Annotated in this window: 18 protein-coding genes and 1 tRNA gene; 7 read left to right on the top strand and 12 right to left on the bottom strand. The window is 67.2% G+C overall.

Annotated elements, in window-relative coordinates; all coding sequences use genetic code 11:
• Positions 1-4: 4 nt before the first annotated feature.
• Positions 5-1036 (top strand): anthranilate phosphoribosyltransferase, encoded by a 1032-nt coding sequence (trpD, locus tag LN047_RS01855; RefSeq protein ID WP_223574035.1) that lies wholly within the window; start codon positions 5-7, stop codon positions 1034-1036.
• Positions 1033-1821: an indole-3-glycerol phosphate synthase TrpC gene (trpC, locus tag LN047_RS01850; RefSeq protein WP_062840097.1), complete on the top strand. Its 789-nt coding sequence runs from the start codon at positions 1033-1035 to the stop codon at positions 1819-1821. The genes trpD and trpC overlap by 4 nt, the downstream gene beginning before the upstream one ends.
• Positions 1822-1841: 20 nt before the next feature.
• Here the strand turns inward: trpC and LN047_RS01845 are convergent, their stop codons facing one another.
• Positions 1842-3758, bottom strand: coding sequence for a sigma-54-dependent Fis family transcriptional regulator (locus LN047_RS01845; protein ID WP_373981039.1), 1917 nt, complete (start codon positions 3756-3758; stop codon positions 1842-1844).
• Between the two features lie 207 nt (positions 3759-3965).
• Here LN047_RS01845 and adh point away from each other — a divergent pair, with 207 nt between their 5' ends.
• Both adh and LN047_RS01835 read left to right on the top strand, forming a co-directional pair.
• The gene (adh, locus tag LN047_RS01840) at positions 3966-5495 is read left to right on the top strand and encodes an aldehyde dehydrogenase (protein WP_373981038.1); all 1530 of its coding nucleotides are present in this window, start codon (positions 3966-3968) and stop codon (positions 5493-5495) included.
• Between the two features lie 92 nt (positions 5496-5587).
• Positions 5588-5965 (top strand): DUF779 domain-containing protein, encoded by a 378-nt coding sequence (locus tag LN047_RS01835; protein WP_056319287.1) that lies wholly within the window; start codon positions 5588-5590, stop codon positions 5963-5965.
• Here LN047_RS01835 and LN047_RS01830 read toward each other — a convergent pair.
• The 3 genes from LN047_RS01830 to LN047_RS01820 form a co-directional block, all read right to left on the bottom strand.
• The gene (locus tag LN047_RS01830) at positions 5962-6135 is read right to left on the bottom strand and encodes a hypothetical protein (protein WP_373981037.1); all 174 of its coding nucleotides are present in this window, start codon (positions 6133-6135) and stop codon (positions 5962-5964) included. The genes LN047_RS01835 and LN047_RS01830 overlap by 4 nt on opposite strands.
• 70 nt (positions 6136-6205) lie before the next feature.
• The gene (locus LN047_RS01825) at positions 6206-6856 is read right to left on the bottom strand and encodes a 2-hydroxychromene-2-carboxylate isomerase (RefSeq protein ID WP_373981036.1); all 651 of its coding nucleotides are present in this window, start codon (positions 6854-6856) and stop codon (positions 6206-6208) included.
• Positions 6856-7131, bottom strand: a complete 276-nt coding sequence (locus tag LN047_RS01820; protein ID WP_056319478.1) for a DUF2917 domain-containing protein — start codon at positions 7129-7131, stop codon at positions 6856-6858. Before LN047_RS01820 ends, LN047_RS01825 begins: the two co-directional genes overlap by 1 nt.
• A gap of 170 nt (positions 7132-7301) precedes the next feature.
• Here LN047_RS01820 and LN047_RS01815 point away from each other — a divergent pair, with 170 nt between their 5' ends.
• Positions 7302-8219, top strand: coding sequence for a LysR substrate-binding domain-containing protein (locus tag LN047_RS01815; RefSeq protein ID WP_062840093.1), 918 nt, complete (start codon positions 7302-7304; stop codon positions 8217-8219).
• Positions 8220-8300: 81 nt separating this feature from the next.
• Here the strand turns inward: LN047_RS01815 and selD are convergent, their stop codons facing one another.
• Positions 8301-9362, bottom strand: coding sequence for a selenide, water dikinase SelD (gene selD, locus LN047_RS01810; RefSeq protein WP_373981035.1), 1062 nt, complete (start codon positions 9360-9362; stop codon positions 8301-8303).
• A gap of 137 nt (positions 9363-9499) precedes the next feature.
• On the opposite strand from selD, the gene LN047_RS01805 reads away from it, so the two are divergent.
• Both LN047_RS01805 and LN047_RS01800 read left to right on the top strand, forming a co-directional pair.
• Positions 9500-10609, top strand: coding sequence for a transglutaminase-like domain-containing protein (locus LN047_RS01805; RefSeq protein ID WP_373981034.1), 1110 nt, complete (start codon positions 9500-9502; stop codon positions 10607-10609).
• A gap of 26 nt (positions 10610-10635) precedes the next feature.
• Positions 10636-11175: a TlpA family protein disulfide reductase gene (locus LN047_RS01800; RefSeq protein ID WP_373981033.1), complete on the top strand. Its 540-nt coding sequence runs from the start codon at positions 10636-10638 to the stop codon at positions 11173-11175.
• 436 nt (positions 11176-11611) lie between these two features.
• Here the strand turns inward: LN047_RS01800 and LN047_RS01795 are convergent.
• The 7 genes from LN047_RS01795 to fdnG form a co-directional block, all read right to left on the bottom strand.
• Positions 11612-11707, bottom strand: a tRNA-Sec gene (locus LN047_RS01795).
• Between the two features lie 12 nt (positions 11708-11719).
• Positions 11720-13738 carry a SelB C-terminal domain-containing protein gene (locus tag LN047_RS01790; RefSeq protein ID WP_373981032.1) on the bottom strand — a complete coding sequence of 673 codons (2019 nt, stop codon included), beginning with the start codon at positions 13736-13738 and terminating at the stop codon, positions 11720-11722.
• Positions 13735-15165: an L-seryl-tRNA(Sec) selenium transferase gene (gene selA / locus LN047_RS01785; protein WP_373981031.1), complete on the bottom strand. Its 1431-nt coding sequence runs from the start codon at positions 15163-15165 to the stop codon at positions 13735-13737. Before selA ends, LN047_RS01790 begins: the two co-directional genes overlap by 4 nt.
• A 24-nt stretch (positions 15166-15189) precedes the next feature.
• A complete protein-coding gene (gene fdhE / locus LN047_RS01780) occupies positions 15190-16122 on the bottom strand; it encodes a formate dehydrogenase accessory protein FdhE (protein WP_063953043.1) in 933 nt (310 codons plus the stop codon).
• Positions 16123-16206: 84 nt separating this feature from the next.
• Positions 16207-16839: a formate dehydrogenase subunit gamma gene (locus LN047_RS01775; protein WP_279214654.1), complete on the bottom strand. Its 633-nt coding sequence runs from the start codon at positions 16837-16839 to the stop codon at positions 16207-16209.
• Complete coding sequence (gene fdxH / locus LN047_RS01770) at positions 16832-17731, bottom strand: formate dehydrogenase subunit beta (protein WP_056319313.1); 900 nt, start codon at positions 17729-17731, stop codon at positions 16832-16834. The genes LN047_RS01775 and fdxH overlap by 8 nt, the downstream gene beginning before the upstream one ends.
• Before the next feature lie 10 nt (positions 17732-17741).
• On the bottom strand, positions 17742-20810 hold the full coding sequence (gene fdnG, locus LN047_RS01765; RefSeq protein WP_373981030.1) for a formate dehydrogenase-N subunit alpha: 3069 nt from the start codon (positions 20808-20810) through the stop codon (positions 17742-17744).
• Between the last annotated feature and the right edge of the window lie 105 nt (positions 20811-20915).

Raw genomic sequence — 20915 nt, 5'->3', positions numbered from 1 at the left:
CACCGTGACGATTTCCCCCACCGAAGCGCTGACGCGCTGCATCGAACACCGCGAAATTTTCCACGACGAAATGCTGCATCTGATGCGCATGCTGATGCGCGGCGAGATGTCGCCGCAGATCGCCAGCGCGCTCCTGATGGGCCTGCGCGTCAAGAAGGAAACCATTGGCGAGATCACCGCGGCGGCGCAGGTCATGCGCGAATTTGCCACGCCCGTGGTCACGCCCAATCCGAACGACCTGCTGGACATGTGCGGCACGGGCGGCGACGGCAGCCACACGTTCAACATTTCCACGACCGCGATGTTCGTCGCGGCCGCGGCCGGCGTGCCGATTGCCAAGCACGGCAACCGCAGCGCCTCGTCGTCCAGCGGCAGCGCCGACGTGCTGGAAGCCCTGGGCGCCAACCTGGTGCTGACGCCGGAACAGGTGGCCGAATGCATCCAGCAGACCGGCATCGGTTTCATGTTTGCGCCCGCGCACCACGGCGCAATGAAGAACGTGGCCGCCGTCCGCAAGGAACTGGCCGTGCGCACGATCTTCAACATCCTGGGCCCGCTGACCAACCCGGCCGGCGCCGCCAACCAGCTGATGGGCGTATTCCACCCCGACCTCGTGGGCATCCAGGTCCGCGTGCTGGAACGCCTGGGCTCGCGTCATGTGCTGGTCGTGCATGGCAAGGACGGCATGGACGAAGCCTCGCTGGGCGGGGCCACGATGGTCGGCGAACTGAAGGACGGCGTGGTCCGTGAATACGAGATCCACCCCGAGGACTACGGGCTATCCATGATGTCCAACCGGAGCATCAAGGTGTCCAATCGCGAGCAGTCGCGCGAGCTTGTCATAGAGGCGCTGGAAAATGTCGAGGGCGCGGCCCGTGACATCGTGGCCCTGAACGCCGGGCTCGCCATCTATGCCGGCAACAAAGCCGATTCCATTCCCGAAGCCTTAGCGCTAGCATTTGAACTAATTTCCACCGGCGCGGCGCGAGCCAAGCTGGAAGAATTCTGCGCATACACCCGGACATTCCAGAAATGAACGATATTCTTGCGAAGATCCTCGCCGTCAAGGCCGAGGAAGTCGCCGCCGCCCGCCAGATGCGCAGCGAAGCCGAAGTCCTGCGCGAAGCGCAGGCGCGCCAGGACGTGCGCGGTTTCGCCCAAGCCATCGAAGACAAGATTTCGCAGGGCAAGGCCGGCGTCATCGCTGAAATCAAGAAAGCCTCGCCCTCCAAGGGCGTCATCCGCGAGGGCTTCGCGCCCGCCGAGATCGCGGCCACTTACGCCGTGCACGGCGCGGCCTGCCTGTCCGTGCTGACGGACGTGCAGTTCTTCCAGGGTTCGCACGACCACCTGCGCCAGGCGAGGGCCGCGTGCGCGCTGCCGGTGCTGCGCAAGGACTTCGTGATCGACCCCTACCAGATCGTCGCCGCGCGCGCGATGGGCGCCGACTGCGTGCTGCTGATCGTGGCCGCCCTTACGCCCTCGCAATTGCGCGATTACGAAACGCTGGCCATCGAGCTGGGCATGGACGTGCTGGTTGAAGTGCACGACGCGCAGGAACTGGACGTTGCGCTCACGCTCAAGACGCCGCTCCTGGGCATCAACAACCGCAACCTGCGCACGTTCGAGACCAGCCTGCAGACCACGCTGGACCTGTTGCCGCGCATCCCCGCCGGCAAGCGCGTGGTGACCGAAAGCGGCATCCTCAAGCCGGAAGACGTGAAGCTGATGCGCGACCACAAGGTCGATGCCTTTTTGGTGGGCGAAGCGTTCATGCGCGCCAAGGACCCGGGCGCCGAGCTGGCGCGTCTGATCGGGTAAAGGCAGGGCGCTGGCAGCGGTTATTTCGGCCGCGCCAGCCCCAATGCGGAAGCGCGCCGGTACACCGTGCTGCGGTGCACGCCCAGCGCGCGCGCCGCGCGGCTGACGCTGCCGCCGTGCGCCTCGAGGGCGCTGCGGATGGCGGCATCGGTCATGGCGTGCAGGTCGCCGGCTGCACCGGCCGGCGCGGGCGTTGACGTTGCGGCGCCCGGCGCGGGTATCTCCCGCTTCGCGACGCTCGCTGCACCGCGCAATTCCGCTGGCAGCATGTCGGCATCCACCCCGCCCGCCGGCCCGGCCAGCACATGCAGGGTGCGCAGCACGGACGCCAGCTGACGGTAATTGCCCGGCCACGAATACGCCGCGAGGACGGCTTCGATGGCAGGCGGCAGCGCCGGACCGGCGCCCTGCGCCGCCCACAGATCGCGCAGCAATTCCAGGCGGTCGGCCCGCGCGCGCAAGGGCTCCAGCGTGACGGTGTATTCGGCGATGCGAAAGTACAGGTCGGGCCGCACCGGCGCGTCCGGACCTTCATGGGCAAGCGGCCGATGCGTCGCGCACACCAGCGTGAAATCCACCGCGATGGGCCGCGCCGCGCCCAAGGGCGAGACCTCGCGCGTCTGCAACACGCGCAACAGGCGCGATTGCAACAGGAGCGGCATGTCGCCGATCTCGTCCAGGAACAGCACGCCGCCGTGCGCCTGCCGCAGCAGGCCCTTGCTGCCCTGGCGGCGCGCACCGGTGAAGGCGCCTTCCTCGTAGCCGAAGAGTTCCGATTCGATCAGGCTCTCGGGCAGCGCGGCGCAGTTCACCGCCACGAAGGGCCCGGCGGCCCGCTGGCCGCGCGCATGGATCTGCCGCGCGAACACCTCCTTGCCCACCCCGGTTTCGCCCTGCAGCAGAATCGACACGCCCGCGTCCGCCAGGTGCACGGCGCGCGCCAGGGCCCCTAGCGTGGCGGCGTCAAAGCTGGGCGCGGGCATCTTGGCGGCGGCGCCGGGCGCACGCAGCGCCGGGGTGGCGGGGGGTTTGGGCGGGCGCGTGCGCGGCATGCGCAGGCGCGCGTGATAGACCGCGCCGGTCCGCGTGTGCACGCGGCCCGCGGCATCCGGGCCACGTCCGATATCGCCGTCGAACACGTCCGCGTAGCGGTACACGCCTAGCGCAGTGGCCGCCAGCCCCAGCGCATGCAGCGCACGGCGGTTGGCGCCGACCAGCAGGTCGCCCTGAAATGCGAGCAGCGCTTCGCCGGGCTGACCCAGCCCCGCGAGGTCGGCATGCAGGCGCAGCACCGTGCATTGTTCATAGGCGCCTTCGAACAGCTGGTGTTCGATGCGGTCCACCGCCCCGCGCACCAGCGCCAGCACATCCGGACGCACGTCGCGGGCCTGGCTGGACAGATCCAGCACGCCCACGGTGCGGCCTTCGCTGTCCGTGATGGGCACGGCCGCGCAGGTCAGGATGCGATTGGGTTCGAAATAGTGTTCCGCGCCATGCACGGCAATCGGACGGCCTTCGACGAGCGCGGTGCCGATGGCGTTGGTGCCGGCGGCGGCCTCGTCCCAGGGCGCGCCCGGCATCAGGGCCACGCGCGAGGCGCGATGCGCAAAGCCCGTGTCGCCGTCCGAGTCCAGCACCAGGCCCTGCGCGTCCGACAGGATGACCAGGTTGCCGCTGCCGCCCGCCTGGTGGCGCAAATACGCGATGGCGGGTTCGGACATGCGGCGCAGCGCTTCGTTTCGCTGCTGCGCTTCGCGCAGTTCGCTCTGCGTCATGAGTTCGGCGCGGCGCACGCCGCGCATGTCAAAGCCCAGGTCGGCGCAGCGGCGCCAGGAACGCAGGATCGGTTCGGCAACCATGCCGCCCGGCACCGCGCCCTGCTGGTTAAAAAGCAGCCGTGCCTGCGTCAGCGTCTGCCGACGGGAGTAAGAGGCCATGTATGTCTCCTGGGAGCGGCGTTCTGCGACGCCTGTGCTGCGACACCTGTTTCGCGACAACGTCGCAGATTGCGACACTGAAGGCGGAAAAACTACTTTCGCACGCGTGGGACGGGCTGTCCAGCCGGGATGCCCCGACTGGCATGCGTTTTGCTTGATGCAGGACAGGCAGCCCACTGCCGCCATCCCAACGATACGGAGACAAGCATGGACATCGCGACCCGCGTTACCCCGCAGACCTATGGCACCCGCCTGGACCTCAGGACGCAGTACGACAATTTCATCGACGGCAAATGGCAGTCGCCCGCGGATGGCGAATACTTCGACAACGTCACCCCGGTCACGGGCGAGACGCTGACCCGCCACGCGCGCTCGAAAGAGCGCGACATCGAACTGGCGCTGGACGCCGCGCACCGCGCCGCGCCCAAATGGGGTGCGACCCCGGCCGCCGAGCGCGCCCGCATGCTCATGAAAATTGCGGACGTGATGGAAGCCAATCTGGAACGCCTGGCCACGGCGGAAACCTGGGACAACGGCAAGCCCATCCGCGAGGCCCGCGCCGCCGACATTCCCCTGGCCATCGACCACTTCCGCTACTTTGCCTCGTGCATCCGCAGCCAGGAAGGCGGGCTGTCCGAGATCGATCAAGACACAGTGGCCTACCACTTCAACGAACCGCTGGGCGTGGTCGGACAGATCATCCCGTGGAACTTCCCCATCCTGATGGCCGCCTGGAAGCTTGCACCCGCGCTGGCGGCGGGCAATTGCGTGGTGTTGAAACCCGCCGAACAGACGCCGCTGGGCATCCTGCTGCTGATGGAACTGATCGGCGACATCCTGCCCCCGGGCGTCGTGAACGTGGTGACCGGCTTCGGCCTGGAAGCCGGCAAACCGCTGGCCTCAAGCAAGCGCATCGCCAAGATCGCCTTCACCGGCGAAACCACCACCGGCCGCCTCATCATGCAGTACGCGTCGCAGAACATCATTCCGGTCACGCTGGAACTGGGCGGCAAGTCCCCCAACATCTTCTTTGCCGACGTGGCCGCGCAGGACGATGACTTCCTGGACAAGGCGATCGAGGGCTTCGTCATGTTCGCGCTGAACCAGGGCGAAGTGTGCACGTGCCCCAGCCGCGCGCTGATCCAGGAATCGCTCTACGACAAGTTCATGGAACGCGCGCTGAAACGCGTGGCCGAGATCAAGCAGGGCAACCCGCTGGACGCCGACACCATGATCGGCGCGCAGGCCTCCACCGAACAGCTCGAGAAGATCCTTTCGTACCTGGACATCGGCAAGCAGGAAGGGGCGGACGTGCTGGCCGGGGGCTCGCGGGCGCAGATGCAGGGCGCGCTGGAAAGCGGCTACTACGTGCAGCCCACGGTGTTCAAGGGCCACAACAAGATGCGCGTGTTCCAGGAAGAAATCTTCGGACCGGTCGTGGCGGTCACCACGTTCAAGGATGCGGATGACGCGCTGGCGCTGGCGAACGACACGCTCTATGGCCTGGGCGCCGGCGTGTGGTCGCGCGAGGCCAACACGTGCTACCGCATGGGCCGCGCGATCAAGGCGGGCCGGGTGTGGACCAACTGCTATCACGCCTATCCGGCGCACGCGGCATTTGGCGGCTACAAACAATCGGGCATCGGACGCGAGAACCACAAGATGATGCTCAACCACTACCAGCAGACGAAGAACCTGCTGGTGAGCTATTCGCCCAAGAAGCTGGGGTTCTTCTGATCCGCCAAGCTTGATTCGCCAACCCCGGGCCGCTTGCCGCGGCCTGTCCTGCGCGCCGGGCCTGCCCCGGCGCGCCTGCAAGGAATCCAGCCATGGCAGAGCACACGCCACGCGTGGTGGCGACAGACGAGGCGCGCCACCTGATCGACACCCTGCGGGCCAAGCACGGTCCGCTGATGTTCCACCAGTCCGGCGGCTGCTGCGACGGCAGCTCGCCCATGTGCTATCCGCAAGGCGAGTTCATGGTCGGCGGCTCGGACGTCCTGTTGGGCGACCTGGAAGGGTGCCCGTTCTGGATCGGCGAGGACCAGTTCGCGTACTGGGAGCACACCCAGCTGGTCATCGATGCCGTGCCGGGACGCGGCGGCGCCTTTTCGCTGGACAGCGCCGAGGGCAAGCGCTTTCTGTTGCGCTCACGGCTCTATTCCGATGAAGAGTGGGCGAACGTCGGACCGGTGACCAAGGGCTAGCGCAGCTTGCCACGGCCGCTGCCGCTGGGCATGGTGTCGTCCTGGACCGCGGCCCGTTCGGCCAGTTTCCACTGAAAGGACACCCGCCGGATGCGGGCGGCGCGAAATTGCGTGAACGAGCGGCCGCCCGGCATGGGCGCGCCGCGATAGGCGCTGCTTGCGTTTTTCATTGCTGATGAAGCGTTGACGAGAAATCTTGCGGTGCGTGGTTGATGGCCGTGGCGGAACGGAGAGCCTGCCCTAGCGAGGCGGCCGCGGCGACCAGGCGCTGGCGGGCGCGGTGCGGCGGGTCCATTCCAGCGCGTCTTCCAGACGGTCGTTGCCCCAGAACATTTCGCCCTCCACGAAGAAGGTGGGCGCGCCGAATAGCCCCAGGTTGCGCGCGCGGTCCACGCGCTTGCGCAGCGCCTCCTTGGCGCCTTCGGTCTTGGCGCGGGCGATGAGCGCGTCGGCATCCAGCGACAGGCCCGAGAGCAGCTCGTGCACCACGTCCTCGGCCTGGATATCCAGGTCGTGCTGGAAGTTCGCCCGGAACACCGCCACGCAGAAATCGCGGCCCCACGGCTCGTCCTCGCCCAAGAGCGCGATGCGCGCCGGCAGCACGCTCATGCGCGGGAACATGCGCGGGCGGTTGTAGACCACGCCGTACTTGTCGGCCAGCCGCGCAATGTCGCGCATCATGTACGCGCCCTTGCCGGGGAACAACCGGAACGGCGTGTCGTTCCAGCCCTGCGCCTGAAAGATCGGCCCCAAGAGGAAAGGCCGCAGGTCGACCTCGACGCCCGCTTCCTGGGCCAGCGCATCGATGCGCTCGATTGCCAGATAGCTGTAGGGGCTGGCGAAATCGAACCACATTTCGATCCGGGGCGTATCGGGCAAGGACGCAGTCATCACAGGAACTCCAGTTGGCCTGCATGGCAAGGCGAAGCGGCGGCACACTGCACCTGCCGCCCCCCCAGGGAAAGTAGCGCGACCTGCGCATCCGGCAGGCCGCTGATGACGACGTCGCGATCGCTATCCACGGTCAGGGTCTGGCCCGCTTGAAGCACGCTGTCGTCGAAGCGGCGGTATTCGGATATCCACAAGGCGCCGGCGTGACACACGATGCGAACGCCCGAGGCGCGCTTGAGCAGCATAGTCGAGCCGCCGGCCAAACGGAATGACATTCCCGCAGTGCAACATAACTGGATCATGGCGTACCTCCTGGCCGCGGCAGCGGCTATCGCGGCGGGCGGCCGGGATTTTGTCCCGGTCACCTAACGTCTGAGTCATATTGGACGCCCCGGCGTACTATTGCTCAAGCGACATTTCCGCCCGATACGCATGAGTTTTACGAATGCCATACCCCTTAGCGAAACTGCCCCCGCTTGATCTCGTCCGCGGCTTCGTCGCCGTGGGCCGGCGCATGAGCATCACGCTCGCCGCCCAGGACCTGCACGTCACGCAGTCGGCCGTCAGCCGCCAGATTCGCGCGCTGGAAGCGCACCTGGGCGTGCCGCTGCTGGTGCGGGGGTTTCGCAGCGTCACCTTCACCGCCGAGGGCGCGCAGCTCTTTCGCATGGCGGACGTCTGGCTGAGCCAGCTGGGCGACCTGACCGAGCAACTGCGCGCGCCCGAGCGGCGCACGCCCGTCACGGTCACCACCACCATCGGCGTAGCCTCGTTGTGGCTGCTGCCCCGGCTCGGCGACTTTCAGGCGGCGCATCCGGACATCGATGTGCGCGTGGCCGCCGACAACCGGCTGATCGACATCGACCGCGAAGCCGTCGACATCGCCATCCGCTACAGCGAGCGCAACACGGTGCCCGACGGCGCACTGTGGCTCTTCGGGGAATCGGTGGTGCCCGTGGCGCATCCTTCGCTCAAGGCCCGCGAACTGGACGCCCGCGAACTGGCGCGCCACGTCCTGCTGGAGTTCGACGATCCCACGCGTCCGTGGCTGCAATGGTCGGAATGGTTGAGCGCGCGCGGGCTGGGGCGCGTGCGCGCCAAGGGCATGCTGCGCTTCAATCAATACGATCAGATCGTGCACGCGGCGCTGGCGGGACACGGCATCGCGCTGGGGCGGCTGGCGTTGATCGCGCCCATGCTGGCGGACCGGCGGCTGGAGGTTGTGGGCAGCCCGAAGGCCTGCGCCACCGAACACGCCTACTGGCTGGTGCGCAATGCGCGCCGCAGCACGCCCGACGCGGACGTCGTCACGCAATGGCTGGTGGAACAGGCAGCCGCGACGGCGCGCGATCTGCCCGATTGAAACTACGCGCCGCCAGGGCCGCGCGTTGCAGCAAACCAAGCGGCGCGGCCGCGCATGCGAGGCGGCCGCGCGATTCGCCGGTCAGTCCACCACGACCTGCGGTTCGCCAGCGGTCATCTCGCCGATCACGGCAGCCTGATCGAAGCCCTGCTCATGGAAGATCTTGAGCACCGCATCGACCGCCTCGGGTGCGCACGACACCAGCAGGCCACCCGAGGTCTGCGGATCGGTCAGCAACGCCCGCTGCGTGTCCGAAACCCCTGCCCCCAGACGCACCGATTCCCCATACGACGCCCAGTTCCGGCCCGAGGCGCCCGTGATCACGCCATCGGCGGCAAATTCCTGCACGCCCGGCAGCCACGGCAGCGCCGCCAGCCGCACGCGGGCGGTGAGCTTAGCGCCGCGCGCCATCTCCAGCGCATGGCCCAACAACCCAAACCCCGTCACGTCGGTAATCGCATGCACACCGTCCAGCGCGGCGAGCGCGGGACCGGGGCGATTGAGCCGCGTCGTCGTGTCGATCATCACGCGATAGCCGTCCACGTCGAGCCGGTTTTTCTTCAATGCCGCCGACAGGATGCCCACGCCCAGGCCCTTGCCCAGAATCAGCACATCGCCCGCGCGCGCGTCGGCGTTGCGCTTGATCTTGTCCGGGTGGACCAATCCCATCGCGGCCAGGCCATAGATGGGTTCGACCGAATCGATGCTGTGCCCGCCGGCCACCGGAATGCCCGCATCCGCGCACACCGATTCGCCGCCCTTCAGGATTTCAGCGATGACGCTGTGCGGCAGCACGTTGATCGGCATGCCCACGATCGCCAGCGCCATGATCGGCGTGCCGCCCATCGCATACACATCCGACAGCGCGTTGGTGGCGGCGATGCGGCCAAAGTCGAAGGGATCGTCCACGATCGGCATGAAGAAGTCCGTCGTGGCGATAAGCGCCTGCGCATCGTTCAGCCGATACACCGCCGCATCGTCGGCGGTTTCGGTGCCCACCAGCAGGTTCGGATAACTGGCCGCGGGACCGAACCGCGCCAGCAGCGCCGACAGCACGCCCGGCGCGATCTTGCAGCCGCAGCCGCCGCCATGCGACAACGAAGTCAGGCGCGGCACGTTCGAGGACGCAACATCCTGGGTCATCTCTATCTCCGTGGAAACAATCGAAAAAGGATAGCACCGCCCCCGCGATTGGCCCTATGATCGATCGCATGCAGCAACGGACGGCCGCCCGGCCACGGGCGCACCGATAGCCAATCTTCACCGTGCGTGGGGGCTTCATGGATCGCCGACACTTTCTCCGTTTCTCGGGCGCCGCGTGCGCCGCCACTGCCGCCACCGCCGTGCTGCCGCACGCCGCGCGCGCCCAGCAGACTCCGGTCGCCACCGCGTGGCGCACCTACGAACTGACCACCGCCGTCAGCATCACCGACCCCGCCGCCCACACCCGAATCTGGCTGCCCGTGCCCTATGCGACCGACACGTCCTACCAGCGCGGCGTGCAGAACACCTGGCAGGCCAGCGGCGGCGGCGTCGCCACGCTGACCCGCGCGCCCGGCTACGACGTCCAGATGCTCGCCGTCCAATGGCCCGACGCACAGTCGCCCCGCACCATCACGCTCACCAGCCGCTTCCAGACCCGCAACCGCCGCGTCGACCTGACCCAGCCCCCTCCCGCCGACGCCGCGCGCGAGAACGCAGCCGCGCTGCGCGAATACCTGCAACCGACCGCCCTCTTGCCCACCGACGGCATCGTCAAAACCACCGCCGACCGCATCACCCAAGGCCACCAGGGCGACCTGGCGCGCGCCCGCGCCATCTACGACTGGGTGGTCGAAAACACCTGCCGCACTGCGTCCACGCGCGGCTGCGGCACCGGCGACGTGCGCTACATGCTCACCGCCAACGACCTGAACGGCAAATGCGCCGACATCAACGCGCTCTTCGTCGCACTGGCGCGCGCCGCCGGCATCCCCGCGCGCGACGCCTACGGCCTGCGCGTGGACAACTCGCAACTCGGCTACAAGAGCCTGGGCAAGGCCGGCGACGTCACCCGCGCCCAGCACTGCCGCGCCGAGTTCTACGCCGCCGGCTATGGCTGGATTCCCGTCGACCCGGCCGACGTGCGCAAGGTCATGCTGGAGGAACCGCCGGGCGAACTTCCGCTTACCGACGCCAAGGTCCGCGCCGCGCGCGTCATGCTGTTCGGCGCATGGGAAATGAACTGGGTCGCCTACAACCACGGCCACGACGTCGTCCTGCCCGGCACCGCGCACGGCCCCATCCCGTTCCTCATGTATCCCAACGGCGAAACCGCCGCCGGCCGCCTGGACAGCCTCGATCCCGACAGCTTCAGCTACCGCATCACCGCCAGACCCATCGCCATCTGACCGCCACTTCCTTGCGGGAGTCCGCCTTGATCAGCCGCCGCCGTCTCCTGCAAACCAGCCTGTCGCTGGCGGCCCTGCCCGCCTGGGCCCGCGCCGCCAGCGACTCCGCCTTGAAGACCGCCACCGGTCCCGATTGGGCCCCGTGGACCGCTCCCACGCCGCCGCTCGTCCTGCCGGACCTGTCCGGCCGCGAACTGAAGCTCTCTTCCTGGCGCGGCAACGTGGTCATCGTCAGCTTCTGGGCCACCTGGTGCGACCCCTGCCGCGACGAGATTCCCATCATGTCCACCATGGCCAAACGCCACCGCGAAGAAGGCCTGCGCCTCATCGCCGTCAACGTCGGCGAATCCCCCGCCAAGATCACCGCCTTCCTGAAAAAATGGCCCGTCGCCGGCGCGGTCCTGCACGACCGCAACAGCACCGCCTCCAAAAAATGGGACGCCGCCGGCCTGCCCGCCAACTACCTGGTCGACCGCGGCGGCACGATCCGCTATTGGCACCTGGGCGAACTGGACTGGACCTCGCACAGCGTAAGTGGCGTGGTAACGCGCATGCTGCGCAGTTGAAGGAGAGTGATGGAGTGTGGGAAGGTGTCAGACACCCCGAGGCGCATCGTGCCGTTATGAGCCGGTGTCTCATGGGGTGTCAGACACCTGTGAGACCTGTGACAGCAAGCGAGCGCAGCGACCTCCCGATCACTCACGGACCCAGCACGTGGTGGCGCGGGGTCCGTGTTGCGGGCCGTTTAGATGGCGCCCGGCGGAATCCGAAGGGAGCCGAAGGCGGACGAGGATGAGCACGGGAGCGTCCGGAGCGAAGGCTCCGGACCGCCATCGGAGGCCCGCAACGCGGACCCCGCGACGCCGCGGGCGGCAGAAGAACCACCACAGCGCGGGCAAGAACAAACACGGCAGGGCGAATATCCAGGCGTGTCAGACACCCGAAGAAGGAAACCTTGGAACCTGCATCCGCAGAAGAACGCCAACGCCCCACAAAAAAAACTGGCGGAAGGCAGCAGGAGTCGAACCTACCTGGGAACGTCTGACGCCCCCAACCGGGTTTGAAGCCCGGCCGTGCCGCCGGGCACGAATGCCTTCCGTCGCGGACCGCCTATGATACCGGCTCGGCGCGCTGCTGCATGGCTGCATAGGCGCTTTCGCCCCGCAGCACATGCGTATCCCGCACGCGCCGCGTATAGCCCACCCGATTGAAGAACTCCAGGATCTGGATCGCCCGCTTGCGGCCCAGCCCTGTCGCGTCCCGGAACACCGCCGCATTCAGTCCTTGCGGCTGCCCCGCCAGGTCCGCCGCCAGCGCCGCCAGCTTGCGCACCTGATCGCGGTGATAGAAAAGATCCTTCACCACCTGCGCCACTTCCCCCCGCCGCAACAGCTTGCGCAGCAACTGGCGCACCGCGTCCTCGGAGACGTTCTGCATCCGGGCCAGATCGCGCACCCACGGCGGATCGAATGCGCCCTCATCCAGCAGCGGCAACAGCCGCGCCGCCAGCGCCGATTCGGCCTGTCCCAGCGTCGCCGTATGCGATGGCAGATGCAGCCACGGACCATTGCGCGCGATGCGGCCGTCGCCTTGCAGTTCTTCCAGCAGCGACGTCCAGAGCGTGTCCGGCATCGCCGGCATTGCCATGCGCCGCAGCCGCGCGCTGTCCGGACCCGGTTCGTCCGGCGCGCCCTGGTGAAACGCCGCCAGCGCCGCTTCGGCCCGCTCGCGCAGCGCCGCCCAATGCGGCGCCAGGATCAGCGTGCGAGATCCCTGCGCATGGCGAGGCTCGATCCAGCGCGCGCCCGCCGGCGTCGTGATCTCATTGACCGGCCGGCCCGTCAGCCGCTGCAGTGCGGCCTCATCCAGGCCCTGCGGCGCGTGCGCCAGCACCGGCTGCAAACCGCCGCCATCCAGCATCTCGGACAACGCCTGCAACCCCGCCAGCCGCGACGCCGCGCGGCGCTTCCGGTCCGGCGCATTCGGATCCAGCACCCGGCCGCCGCCCACCGTGCGCGTCGCCTGCGCATTGCGCACGATGAAGCGATCACCCGGCATCGCGCAGACCGGCTCGTCAAACACCAGTTGCACCCACCCCGACTGCCCCGGCTGCAGCGACTCCGCACTGATCGGCACCACATGCGCCACGTGGCGCGCCGCGCCCATATGCACGTGCAGCGGCGCCCAGGCCCGCACCGGCGCATCTGCCGACGGCAGTAGCGTCAGCGCCACATCCACGTGCTTCGAGGGCAGGAAGCCGCGCGCGTCCGCGATCCAGTCGCCGCGTGAGATGGCGCTCTTGTCGATGCCCGCCAGGTTCAAGGCGCACCGCTGCCCGGCCGAGCCCGTCTCGCTGGGCTGATTCTGCGCATGGATGCCACGCACCCGCACCCGCGTGCCGGCCGGCATCAGCCGCAGATCGACAGTGTCGTCGTCCGCCCGAACCTGGCCGGCATGCGCCGTGCCGGTCACCACCGTGCCGTGGCCGGACAAGGTGAACACGCGATCCACCGCCAATCGAAAGAGACCGGTGGCTTCGCGCCGCGCCACCGCCTCGGCCTGCGCGTGCAGATAATCTTTAAGCGCCGCTACCCCCGGGTCACCCGACTGCGCCGCAGAATCCGCTTGAGCCGAATGCACCGCTTGCGCCGGCCGCGCCGCCTGCGTCGTCTGGCCCGCGTGGACCGCGCTCGTGCCAAACACCGGCGCGCCTTGCAGGAACGTGCCTTGCACCAACGCTTCGATCTCGCCGCGCACGCGGTCCAGTTGCGCGGCGTCCGCGCGATCCGTCTTGGTCAGCGCCACCACGCCGCGCCCCACGCCCAGCATCGACAGAATCGCCAGATGCTCGCGCGTCTGCGGCATGACACCGTCGTCCGCCGCCACCACCAGCAGCCCGAAATCGATGCCGCTGGCGCCGGCCGCCATCGTGTGCACGAGCTTTTCGTGGCCGGGCACGTCGATGAAACCCAGCACCTCGCCATTGGCGAGCGGCGTGTAGGCGTAGCCCAGTTCAATGGAAATGCCGCGCGCCTTCTCTTCCTTCAGCCGGTCCGTGTCCACGCCCGTCAGCGCCCGAACAAGCGTCGTCTTGCCGTGGTCGATATGCCCCGCGGTGCCGACGATCATGCCAGCGGCTCCGCCAGTTGCGCCGTGAAGGCCGCTTCGTCGCGGTCTTCCAGGCAGCGCAAGTCCAGCCACAACGCGTCATCCGCGATGCGGCCGATGACGGGTACCGGCAGCCGCCGCAGCAGCGTCTCAAGCCGGTCCAGATGCCGCCCGGGACGGCCGCTGCCCGCGTGGCGCACCGCCAGTCCGTAACTGGGAAGCTGGTCGATCGGCAGCGCACCACTGCCGATCTGGCTGAACATCGGCACCGCTTCCACCGCATAGCTGGGCCCTGCCGCATGCGCCAGCACGCCGCGCAGCCGTTCGGCCTGCGGCTGGATATCGCGCATGGGGCGGGTCAGCAGGCGCAGCGTCGTCAGGCGCTGCGCCAGGAATTCGGGCGCGCGGTACAGCTGCAGCACCGGTTCCAGTGCGGCCAGCGTGAGCTTGCCCACGCGCAGCGCGCGCTTGAGGGGATTTTTCTTGATCTTGCGGATCAGGTCGGCGCGGCCTACCAAGAGGCCCGCCTGCGGCCCGCCCAGCAGCTTGTCGCCGCTGAACGTAACCAGATCGGCGCCCGCCGCGATGGTTTCGCGCACGGTGTCTTCCTTGGGCAATCCGAACTGCGTCAGGTCCACCAGCGTGCCGCTGCCCAGGTCCACCGTGGCGGGCAGCCCGCGCGCGTGCGCCAGCGCGGCCACGTCGGCCACGTCCACGCTTTTCGTGAAGCCGGTCACCGCGTAGTTGCTGCAATGCACCTTCATCAGCATCGCGGTCCGCGGGCCGATGGCGTTCTCGTAGTCGGCCGCGTGCGTGCGGTTGGTGGTGCCCACTTCGACCAGCTTGGCGCCCGCGCGCTTCATGATGTCCGGGATTCGGAACGCGCCGCCGATCTCGACCAGCTCGCCGCGCGACACCACCACTTCGCGGCGGTCCGCCAGCGCGTTCAGCATCAGCAGCACCGCGGCCGCATTGTTGTTGACCACCGTGGCCGCCTCGGCCCCGGTCAGCTCGCACAGCAGTTCGTCGATGAGGTCGTCGCGATCGCCGCGCCCGCCCGTGTCCAGGTCGAACTCCAGGTTGGCCGGCGAAGTCAGCGCGCGCAGCACCGAGGCCACCGCTTCGTCGGGCAGCAGCGCGCGGCCGAGGTTGGTGTGCAGCACGGTGCCGGTCAGGTTGTAGACCGCGCGCAAGCGCGGCCGCGCGGCCTCGTCCAGCGCTGCCGACGTGCGCGCCGCCACGGCGGCCGCGTCAAGCTCGTGGCGCGGCACGCCGCCGTCCAGCGCGCGTTTGCGCAGCGCCTCCAGGTCGCGGCGCAAGGCGGCCACCACCTGCGTGCGGCCGTGGGTTGCCAGCGCCGGCCGCAGCGCCTCGGCGTTCAATAGGCGGTCCAGCGAAGGGATGTCGGATGCCGCGGCCAGGCCGGCCCCGGACAGTTGATCGGCCATGCGAGACTCCGTCATCGAGAGGCGCTAGTCCTGCGCGCCATGCCACAGCAGCGGATTGCCGCTGGACCGCGAATACCCTGCCTCGCCCACCAGCACGTCCAGCATCAGGCTGGCAAGGTCGTCGGCCACCGGCTCCACGTACAGGTCCTTGTCCTGATAGAAGATCTTGCGATACGTGTGGCAGTTGTCGCAGGTTTCGGCCTTGATGGCGGGCGTGCGGCCCTCGATGGCCTGGTAGGCGACCTTCTCGACGTCTTCGCAATGCGAGCATTTCACGCGCACCATGTGCCATTGCGTGGCGCACAGGCTGCAGCACAGGTAGCGGTAGCCCTCGTACTGGCCGCCCACGCGGACGATGCTGGCCACGGGCAGGCTGGCGCAGACCGGACAGACCCCAAACGGGCTGGCGACAGGCAGCTGCTTGGGATCGAAGCGGTTGGCAAGGTCCGTCCAGTAGACCTGCAGCGCGGCCATGACGAAGGGCGCGGCGGCGCTGTCCACGCCCTCGTCCTGTTCGGACAGCACGGCCTGGGCCAGGTCTTCGAGCGATTCGGGGTCGTCGTCCAGCGCGCGGCGCAGCGCGGCGCAGACATCGATGGCCTCGGCAGGCACGCCTGGCGCGCGCGACACGTCGTCCAGCAATTGGCCCAGGATGCGGCGCCACAGCGGGTCGCGGGGCCAGCCCACGGCCTGCAGCGGCGGCATGCCATGCGTCTGCGCCAGCGAAATGCGGTCTTCAGTGGCGGGCGGCGCGGCGCAGTCCTGCAGCGCGCGGTGCTGGGCGTCGACCAGATGCGCCATCAGCAGCAGGTAGTCGCCCACCGGATTGCCCTCGGCCAGCTGGCGCAGTCGCGCGGCCCGCGCGGCAAAGACGGTTTGCCGCTCCGGCAGGGTGATGCGGGGAATGGCGTTATGGTCTAGCGCTTCGATCTCGCCGCGCGGAAGGATTCGCTGCAATTCTCGTCTCCAGAAAAACAAACACGGCTGCCAGCCTGCGAAGAGGATAACAGCCGTGCGATCACGACATGCCGGACCAAAAAACTATTTCTTCACCTGCTCCCGGAACCAGGCGCGATGGTGTTTCCACGCCCAGCCGGCGGTGACATAGCCGCGCAGCATTGCCGTGAGCGACCCCTTTACCCAGATCGCCGCGTAAATATGCACAATGATCGCGCAAATCAGCACCAGCGCACAAACCGAGTGCAGCACCGATGCGGCGCGGACCACCCAGATCGGGAAGTAGAACGCGAAATATTCGCGCCAGATCACGATGCCGCTGACCATCAGCCCCAGCATGCACAGGATCAGCACGAAGAACAGCAGCTTCTGGCCGGCGTTGTACTTGCCGACCTCGGGCAGCTTTTCCTCGCGGTTCTCGACCACGTCGTTGAGCTGCCTGAGCCACTGGCGGTCCGCGCGCGTCAGCAGGTTGTGGCGCCACATGTGTCCGGCGAACACGGCAAAGCACACGAACATCACCACCCCGATGAACGGATGCAGGATGCGTGTCCAGGGCCCGCCCCCGAACAGATTGGTCAGCCAGTACATCGACGGATGAAAGAGCGCCAGCCCGGACAGCGCGAGCAGGATGAACGTGAGCGCGATGATCCAGTGGTTGGTGCGCTCGCCCGGGGTGTAGCGCTTGATGCGGCGATAGTGGTGTTCTTCACTCATGGCGCACCTCCTCTTCGGCTCGGCGTTCGTCTTCCTCGGTCACTTCGTTGCGGCCGACACGCGCATAGTGGAAGAAGCCCGCCAGCGCGGTCAGCGCCATCGTGGCCAGGCCAAGCGGCTTGGCCAGCCCCTTCCAGAGCGACACCATCGGACTGATCTGCGGATCGGCGGGCAAGCCGTGGTACAGCCCCGGCTGGTCGGCGTGATGCAGCACGTACATGACGTGCGTGCCGCCCACGCCCGGCGGATCGTAGACGCCGGCCTGCGCGAAGCCCCGCGATTTCAGGTCCTCGACGCGTTCGGCCGCATGCTGGTGCATGTCGTCCTTGGTGCCGAAGACGATGGCGCCGGTGGGACAGGCCTTGACGCACGCGGGCTCCATGCCGACGGCCACGCGATCGGAACACAGCGTGCACTTGTACGCCTTGTGATCCTTCTTGGAGATGCGCGGAACGTTGAACGGACAGCCGGTGATGCAGTAGCCGCAGCCGATGCAGTTTTCCTCGTGGAAATCCACGATGCCGTTGTTGTACTGGATGATGGCGCCCGGCGAGGGACAGGCTTTCAGGCAGCCCGGATCCTCGCAGTGCATGCAGCCGTCCTTGCGGATCAGCCATTCCAGGTCGCCGGCAGGGTTCTCGAATTCCGAGAAGCGCATGACGGTCCAGGAATGCTCGGTGAGGTCGGCCGGATTGTCGTAGACGCCCACGTTGACGCCGATTTCGTCGCGCAGGTCGTTCCACTCCATGCAGGCGCTCTGGCAGGCCTTGCAGCCGATGCACTTGGAGACGTCGATCAGCTTGGCGACCGAGCCCGTGACGGGTTCACGGATGCCCGGCGGCGGCGTGGTGGTGGCGGAGCGCCGCTTGATGTCCAGGGATTGCATTGACATGTCGGTTCTCCTATACCTTTTCGACCTTCACCAGGAACGACTTGAACTCCGGTGTCTGGGAGTTGCCGTCGCCCACGAATGGCGTCAGGGTGTTGGCGAGGAAGCCCGGCTTGGCGATGCCCACGAAACCCCAGTGGATCGGAATCCCGACCTGGTGCACCGTCTTGCCCTCGATGACGAGCGGACGGATGCGCTTGGTGACGAGCGCCACCGCCTTGATGTAGCCACGGTTGGACGACACCTTCACGCGCGAACCATTGGGAATGCCCAGCTCCTTGGCCAGCGCCTCGCCGATCTCCACGAACTGCTCGGGCTGCAGAATCGCGTTGATGCGGACGTTCTTGGTCCAGTAGTGGAAGTGTTCCGTCAGCCGGTACGTGGTGGCCACATACGGGAAGTTCTCCACCGTGCCCATCGCCGCCAGGTCATCCTTGAAGATGCGCGCGGCCGGGTTGCTGGTGACGCCTTTGGCCTTCGGATGCAGCGGGTTGTATCCCAGCGGATTTTCGAAGGGCTCGTAGTGTTCCGGGAATGGGCCCTCGGCCATGCCTGCCCGCGCGAAGAAGCGCGCCACGCCTTCCGGGTTCATGATGAACGGCCCCATGCCGCCCGCCGGGTTCTCGTCGCCCTTGAAGTCGGGGATGTCGGCGCCCACCCAGGCGCGGCCGTTCCAGGACACGACGCTGCGCCGCGGATCGAACGGCTTGCCTTGCAGGTCACAGGAGGCGCGGTTGTACAGGATTCGGCGGTTGGCCGGCCACGACCAGGCCCAGTTCAGGGTCTGGCCGATGCCGGTGGGGTCGCTATTGTCGCGGCGGGCCATGAGGTTGCCGCTGGGACTCCAGGCGCCCGCGAAGATCCAGCAGCCGCTGGCCGTGGAGCCGTCGTCGCGCAGCTCGGCAAAGCCTGCAAGCTGCTCGCCGCCGCGACGCATGATCTTCGCCGGATCCCTGGGATCCGCAAGGTCGACGAGCGCGCGGCCCGTGTATTCCTTGGCCAGTTCCTCGGCCGTGGGATTCTGCGGATTGGCATACGGCCACGACAGGTTGACGATGGGATCGGGATACTTGCCGCCCTCGTCCTGGTACAGCTTGCGCAGGCGCGTGTAGATGAGCGCCATGATCTCGATGTCGCTCTTGGCCTCGCCCGGGGGTTCGGCGCCCTTCCAGTGCCATTGCAGCCAGCGGCCGGAGTTGACCAGCGCGCCGTCTTCCTCGGCAAAACAGGTGGTGGGCAGGCGGAAGACCTCGGTCTGGATCTTGGACGGATCCACGTCGTTGGCCTCGCCGGCGTTGCGCCAGAACTCGGACGTTTCCGTGACCAGCGGGTCCATGATGACCAGGAACTTGAGCTTGGCAAAGCCGTCGTTCAGCTTGGCCTTGTTGGGCGCCGCAGCCAGCGGGTTGAAGCCCTGGGCGATGTAGCCGTTCATCTTGCCCTGGACCATCAGCTCGTAGACTTGCAGCATGTCGTACAGCTTGTCCAGCTTGGGCAGGTAGTCGAACGCCCAGTTGTTCTCGGCGGTGGCCGCGCCGCCCCACCAGGCCTTCATGAGGCTGACGTGGAACTTGGGATAGTTCTGCCAGTAGCTCAGCTGGTTGGGACGCAGCGGCTTGAGCGTGCGCGTGTCGATGTACTTGGCGTAGTCCTGCTCGGGCTCGTTGGGCAGCGTCATGTAGCCCGGCAGCAGGTTCGACATCAGGCCCAGGTCGGTCAGGCCCTGGATGTTCGAGTGCCCGCGCAGCGCGTTCATGCCGCCGCCGGCGATGCCGATGTTGCCCAGCAGCAGCTGCACCATCGCGCCGGTGCGGATGATCTGCGAGCCGATGGAGTGCTGCGTCCAGCCCAGCGCGTACAGGATCGTGGCGGCCCGGTTGGTGGTGGCCGTGGACGCGAGCATGTCGCACACTTTCAGGAACTTGTCCTTGGGCGTGCCGCAGACCCGCTCGACCATTTCGGGCGTGTAGCGCGAGTAGTGCTTCTTGAGCAACTGGTACACCGAACGCGGATGCTGCAGCGTGGGATCGGTCTTGACGTAGCCGTCGTCGCCGCGCTCGTAGTCCCAGCTTTGCTTGTCGTAGGTGCGCTTTTCGGCGTTGTAGCCCGAGTACAGGCCCGCGTCGAACGCGAAGTCCTCGCGCACGATGAACGAAAAGTCGGTGTAGTTGCGCACGTACTCATGCTGGATCTTGTCGTTATCCAACAGGTACTTGATGACGCCACCCAGGAAGATGATGTCGGTGCCGGTACGTATGGGCGCGTAGAAGTCCGCCACGGATGCCGAACGCGTAAAGCGCGGATCCACGACGATCAACTTGGCCTTGTTGTGGGCCTTGGCTTCAGTGACCCATTTGAACCCGCAAGGGTGGGCCTCGGCGGCATTGCCGCCCATGATCAAAACTATGTCCGCGTTCTTGATGTCGACCCAATGGTTCGTCATCGCTCCACGGCCAAACGTCGGGGCAAGACCTGCCACCGTCGGGCCATGTCAGACACGGGCTTGATTGTCGAACGCCAGCATCCCCATGCTGCGCACAGTCTTGTGCGTGATGTAACCGACCTCGTTGCTGCTTGCCGAGGCGGCCAGCATGCCGGTGGTCAGCCACCGGTTTACCGTCTTGCCGTCCGCGGTCTTCTCGACGAAGTTCGCGTCGCGGTCGGCCTTCATGAGCTTGGTGATGCGGGTCAGGGCTTCGTCCCACGACATCCGAACCCATTTGTCCGAGCCGGGTGCCCGGTATTCCGGATACTTCAGGCGGTTCGGGCTATGGATGAAGTCGATCAGGGCCGCGCCCTTCGGACAGAGGGTGCCGCGATTGACGGGATGGTCGGGGTCGCCTTCGATGTGCATGATGCTGGCGCGGGCGTTCTTCGAGCCATCGCCCAGGCCATACATCAGCAAACCGCAGGCGACCGAACAGTAGGGACAGGTGTTGCGCGTTTCGGTCATGCGCGCAAGTTTGAACTGGCGCACCTCGGCCATGGCCGTGCCGGGGGCAGCCCCCAGCATGGCCAGGCTGGAGCCCGCCAGCGTCGCACCGGTCACCTTGAAGAACTGGCGGCGATTCATGTTGACCATGAAGCACTCCTCTCCTGGTGAATGAAGGAAGCGAAAACGACTAGGGCAAAAAGCCCTACAACTTCCAAGGGAATGTGAGGAAGTATAGGCCTTCAATATGGGGTA

It is taken from the genome of Achromobacter sp. JD417 (assembly GCF_041879325.1).
GTDB lineage: Bacteria > Pseudomonadota > Gammaproteobacteria > Burkholderiales > Burkholderiaceae_B > Achromobacter > Achromobacter mucicolens.
Note: the sequence above shows the minus strand (reverse complement) of the source record. Positions and strands in the feature narration are given on the sequence as shown.

Coding starts and splice junctions, on each gene's coding strand:
- trpC (WP_062840097.1), top strand. CDS start 1,033: ATGAACGATATTCTTGCGAAGATCCTCGCCGTCAAGGCCGAGGAAGTC.
- LN047_RS01845 (WP_373981039.1), bottom strand. CDS start 3,758: ATGGCCTCTTACTCCCGTCGGCAGACGCTGACGCAGGCACGGCTGCTT.
- adh (WP_373981038.1), top strand. CDS start 3,966: ATGGACATCGCGACCCGCGTTACCCCGCAGACCTATGGCACCCGCCTG.
- LN047_RS01835 (WP_056319287.1), top strand. CDS start 5,588: ATGGCAGAGCACACGCCACGCGTGGTGGCGACAGACGAGGCGCGCCAC.
- LN047_RS01830 (WP_373981037.1), bottom strand. CDS start 6,135: ATGAAAAACGCAAGCAGCGCCTATCGCGGCGCGCCCATGCCGGGCGGC.
- LN047_RS01825 (WP_373981036.1), bottom strand. CDS start 6,856: ATGACTGCGTCCTTGCCCGATACGCCCCGGATCGAAATGTGGTTCGAT.
- LN047_RS01820 (WP_056319478.1), bottom strand. CDS start 7,131: ATGTCATTCCGTTTGGCCGGCGGCTCGACTATGCTGCTCAAGCGCGCC.
- LN047_RS01815 (WP_062840093.1), top strand. CDS start 7,302: ATGCCATACCCCTTAGCGAAACTGCCCCCGCTTGATCTCGTCCGCGGC.
- selD (WP_373981035.1), bottom strand. CDS start 9,362: ATGACCCAGGATGTTGCGTCCTCGAACGTGCCGCGCCTGACTTCGTTG.
- LN047_RS01805 (WP_373981034.1), top strand. CDS start 9,500: ATGGATCGCCGACACTTTCTCCGTTTCTCGGGCGCCGCGTGCGCCGCC.
- LN047_RS01790 (WP_373981032.1), bottom strand. CDS start 13,738: ATGATCGTCGGCACCGCGGGGCATATCGACCACGGCAAGACGACGCTT.
- selA (WP_373981031.1), bottom strand. CDS start 15,165: ATGGCCGATCAACTGTCCGGGGCCGGCCTGGCCGCGGCATCCGACATC.
- LN047_RS01775 (WP_279214654.1), bottom strand. CDS start 16,839: ATGAGTGAAGAACACCACTATCGCCGCATCAAGCGCTACACCCCGGGC.
- fdxH (WP_056319313.1), bottom strand. CDS start 17,731: ATGTCAATGCAATCCCTGGACATCAAGCGGCGCTCCGCCACCACCACG.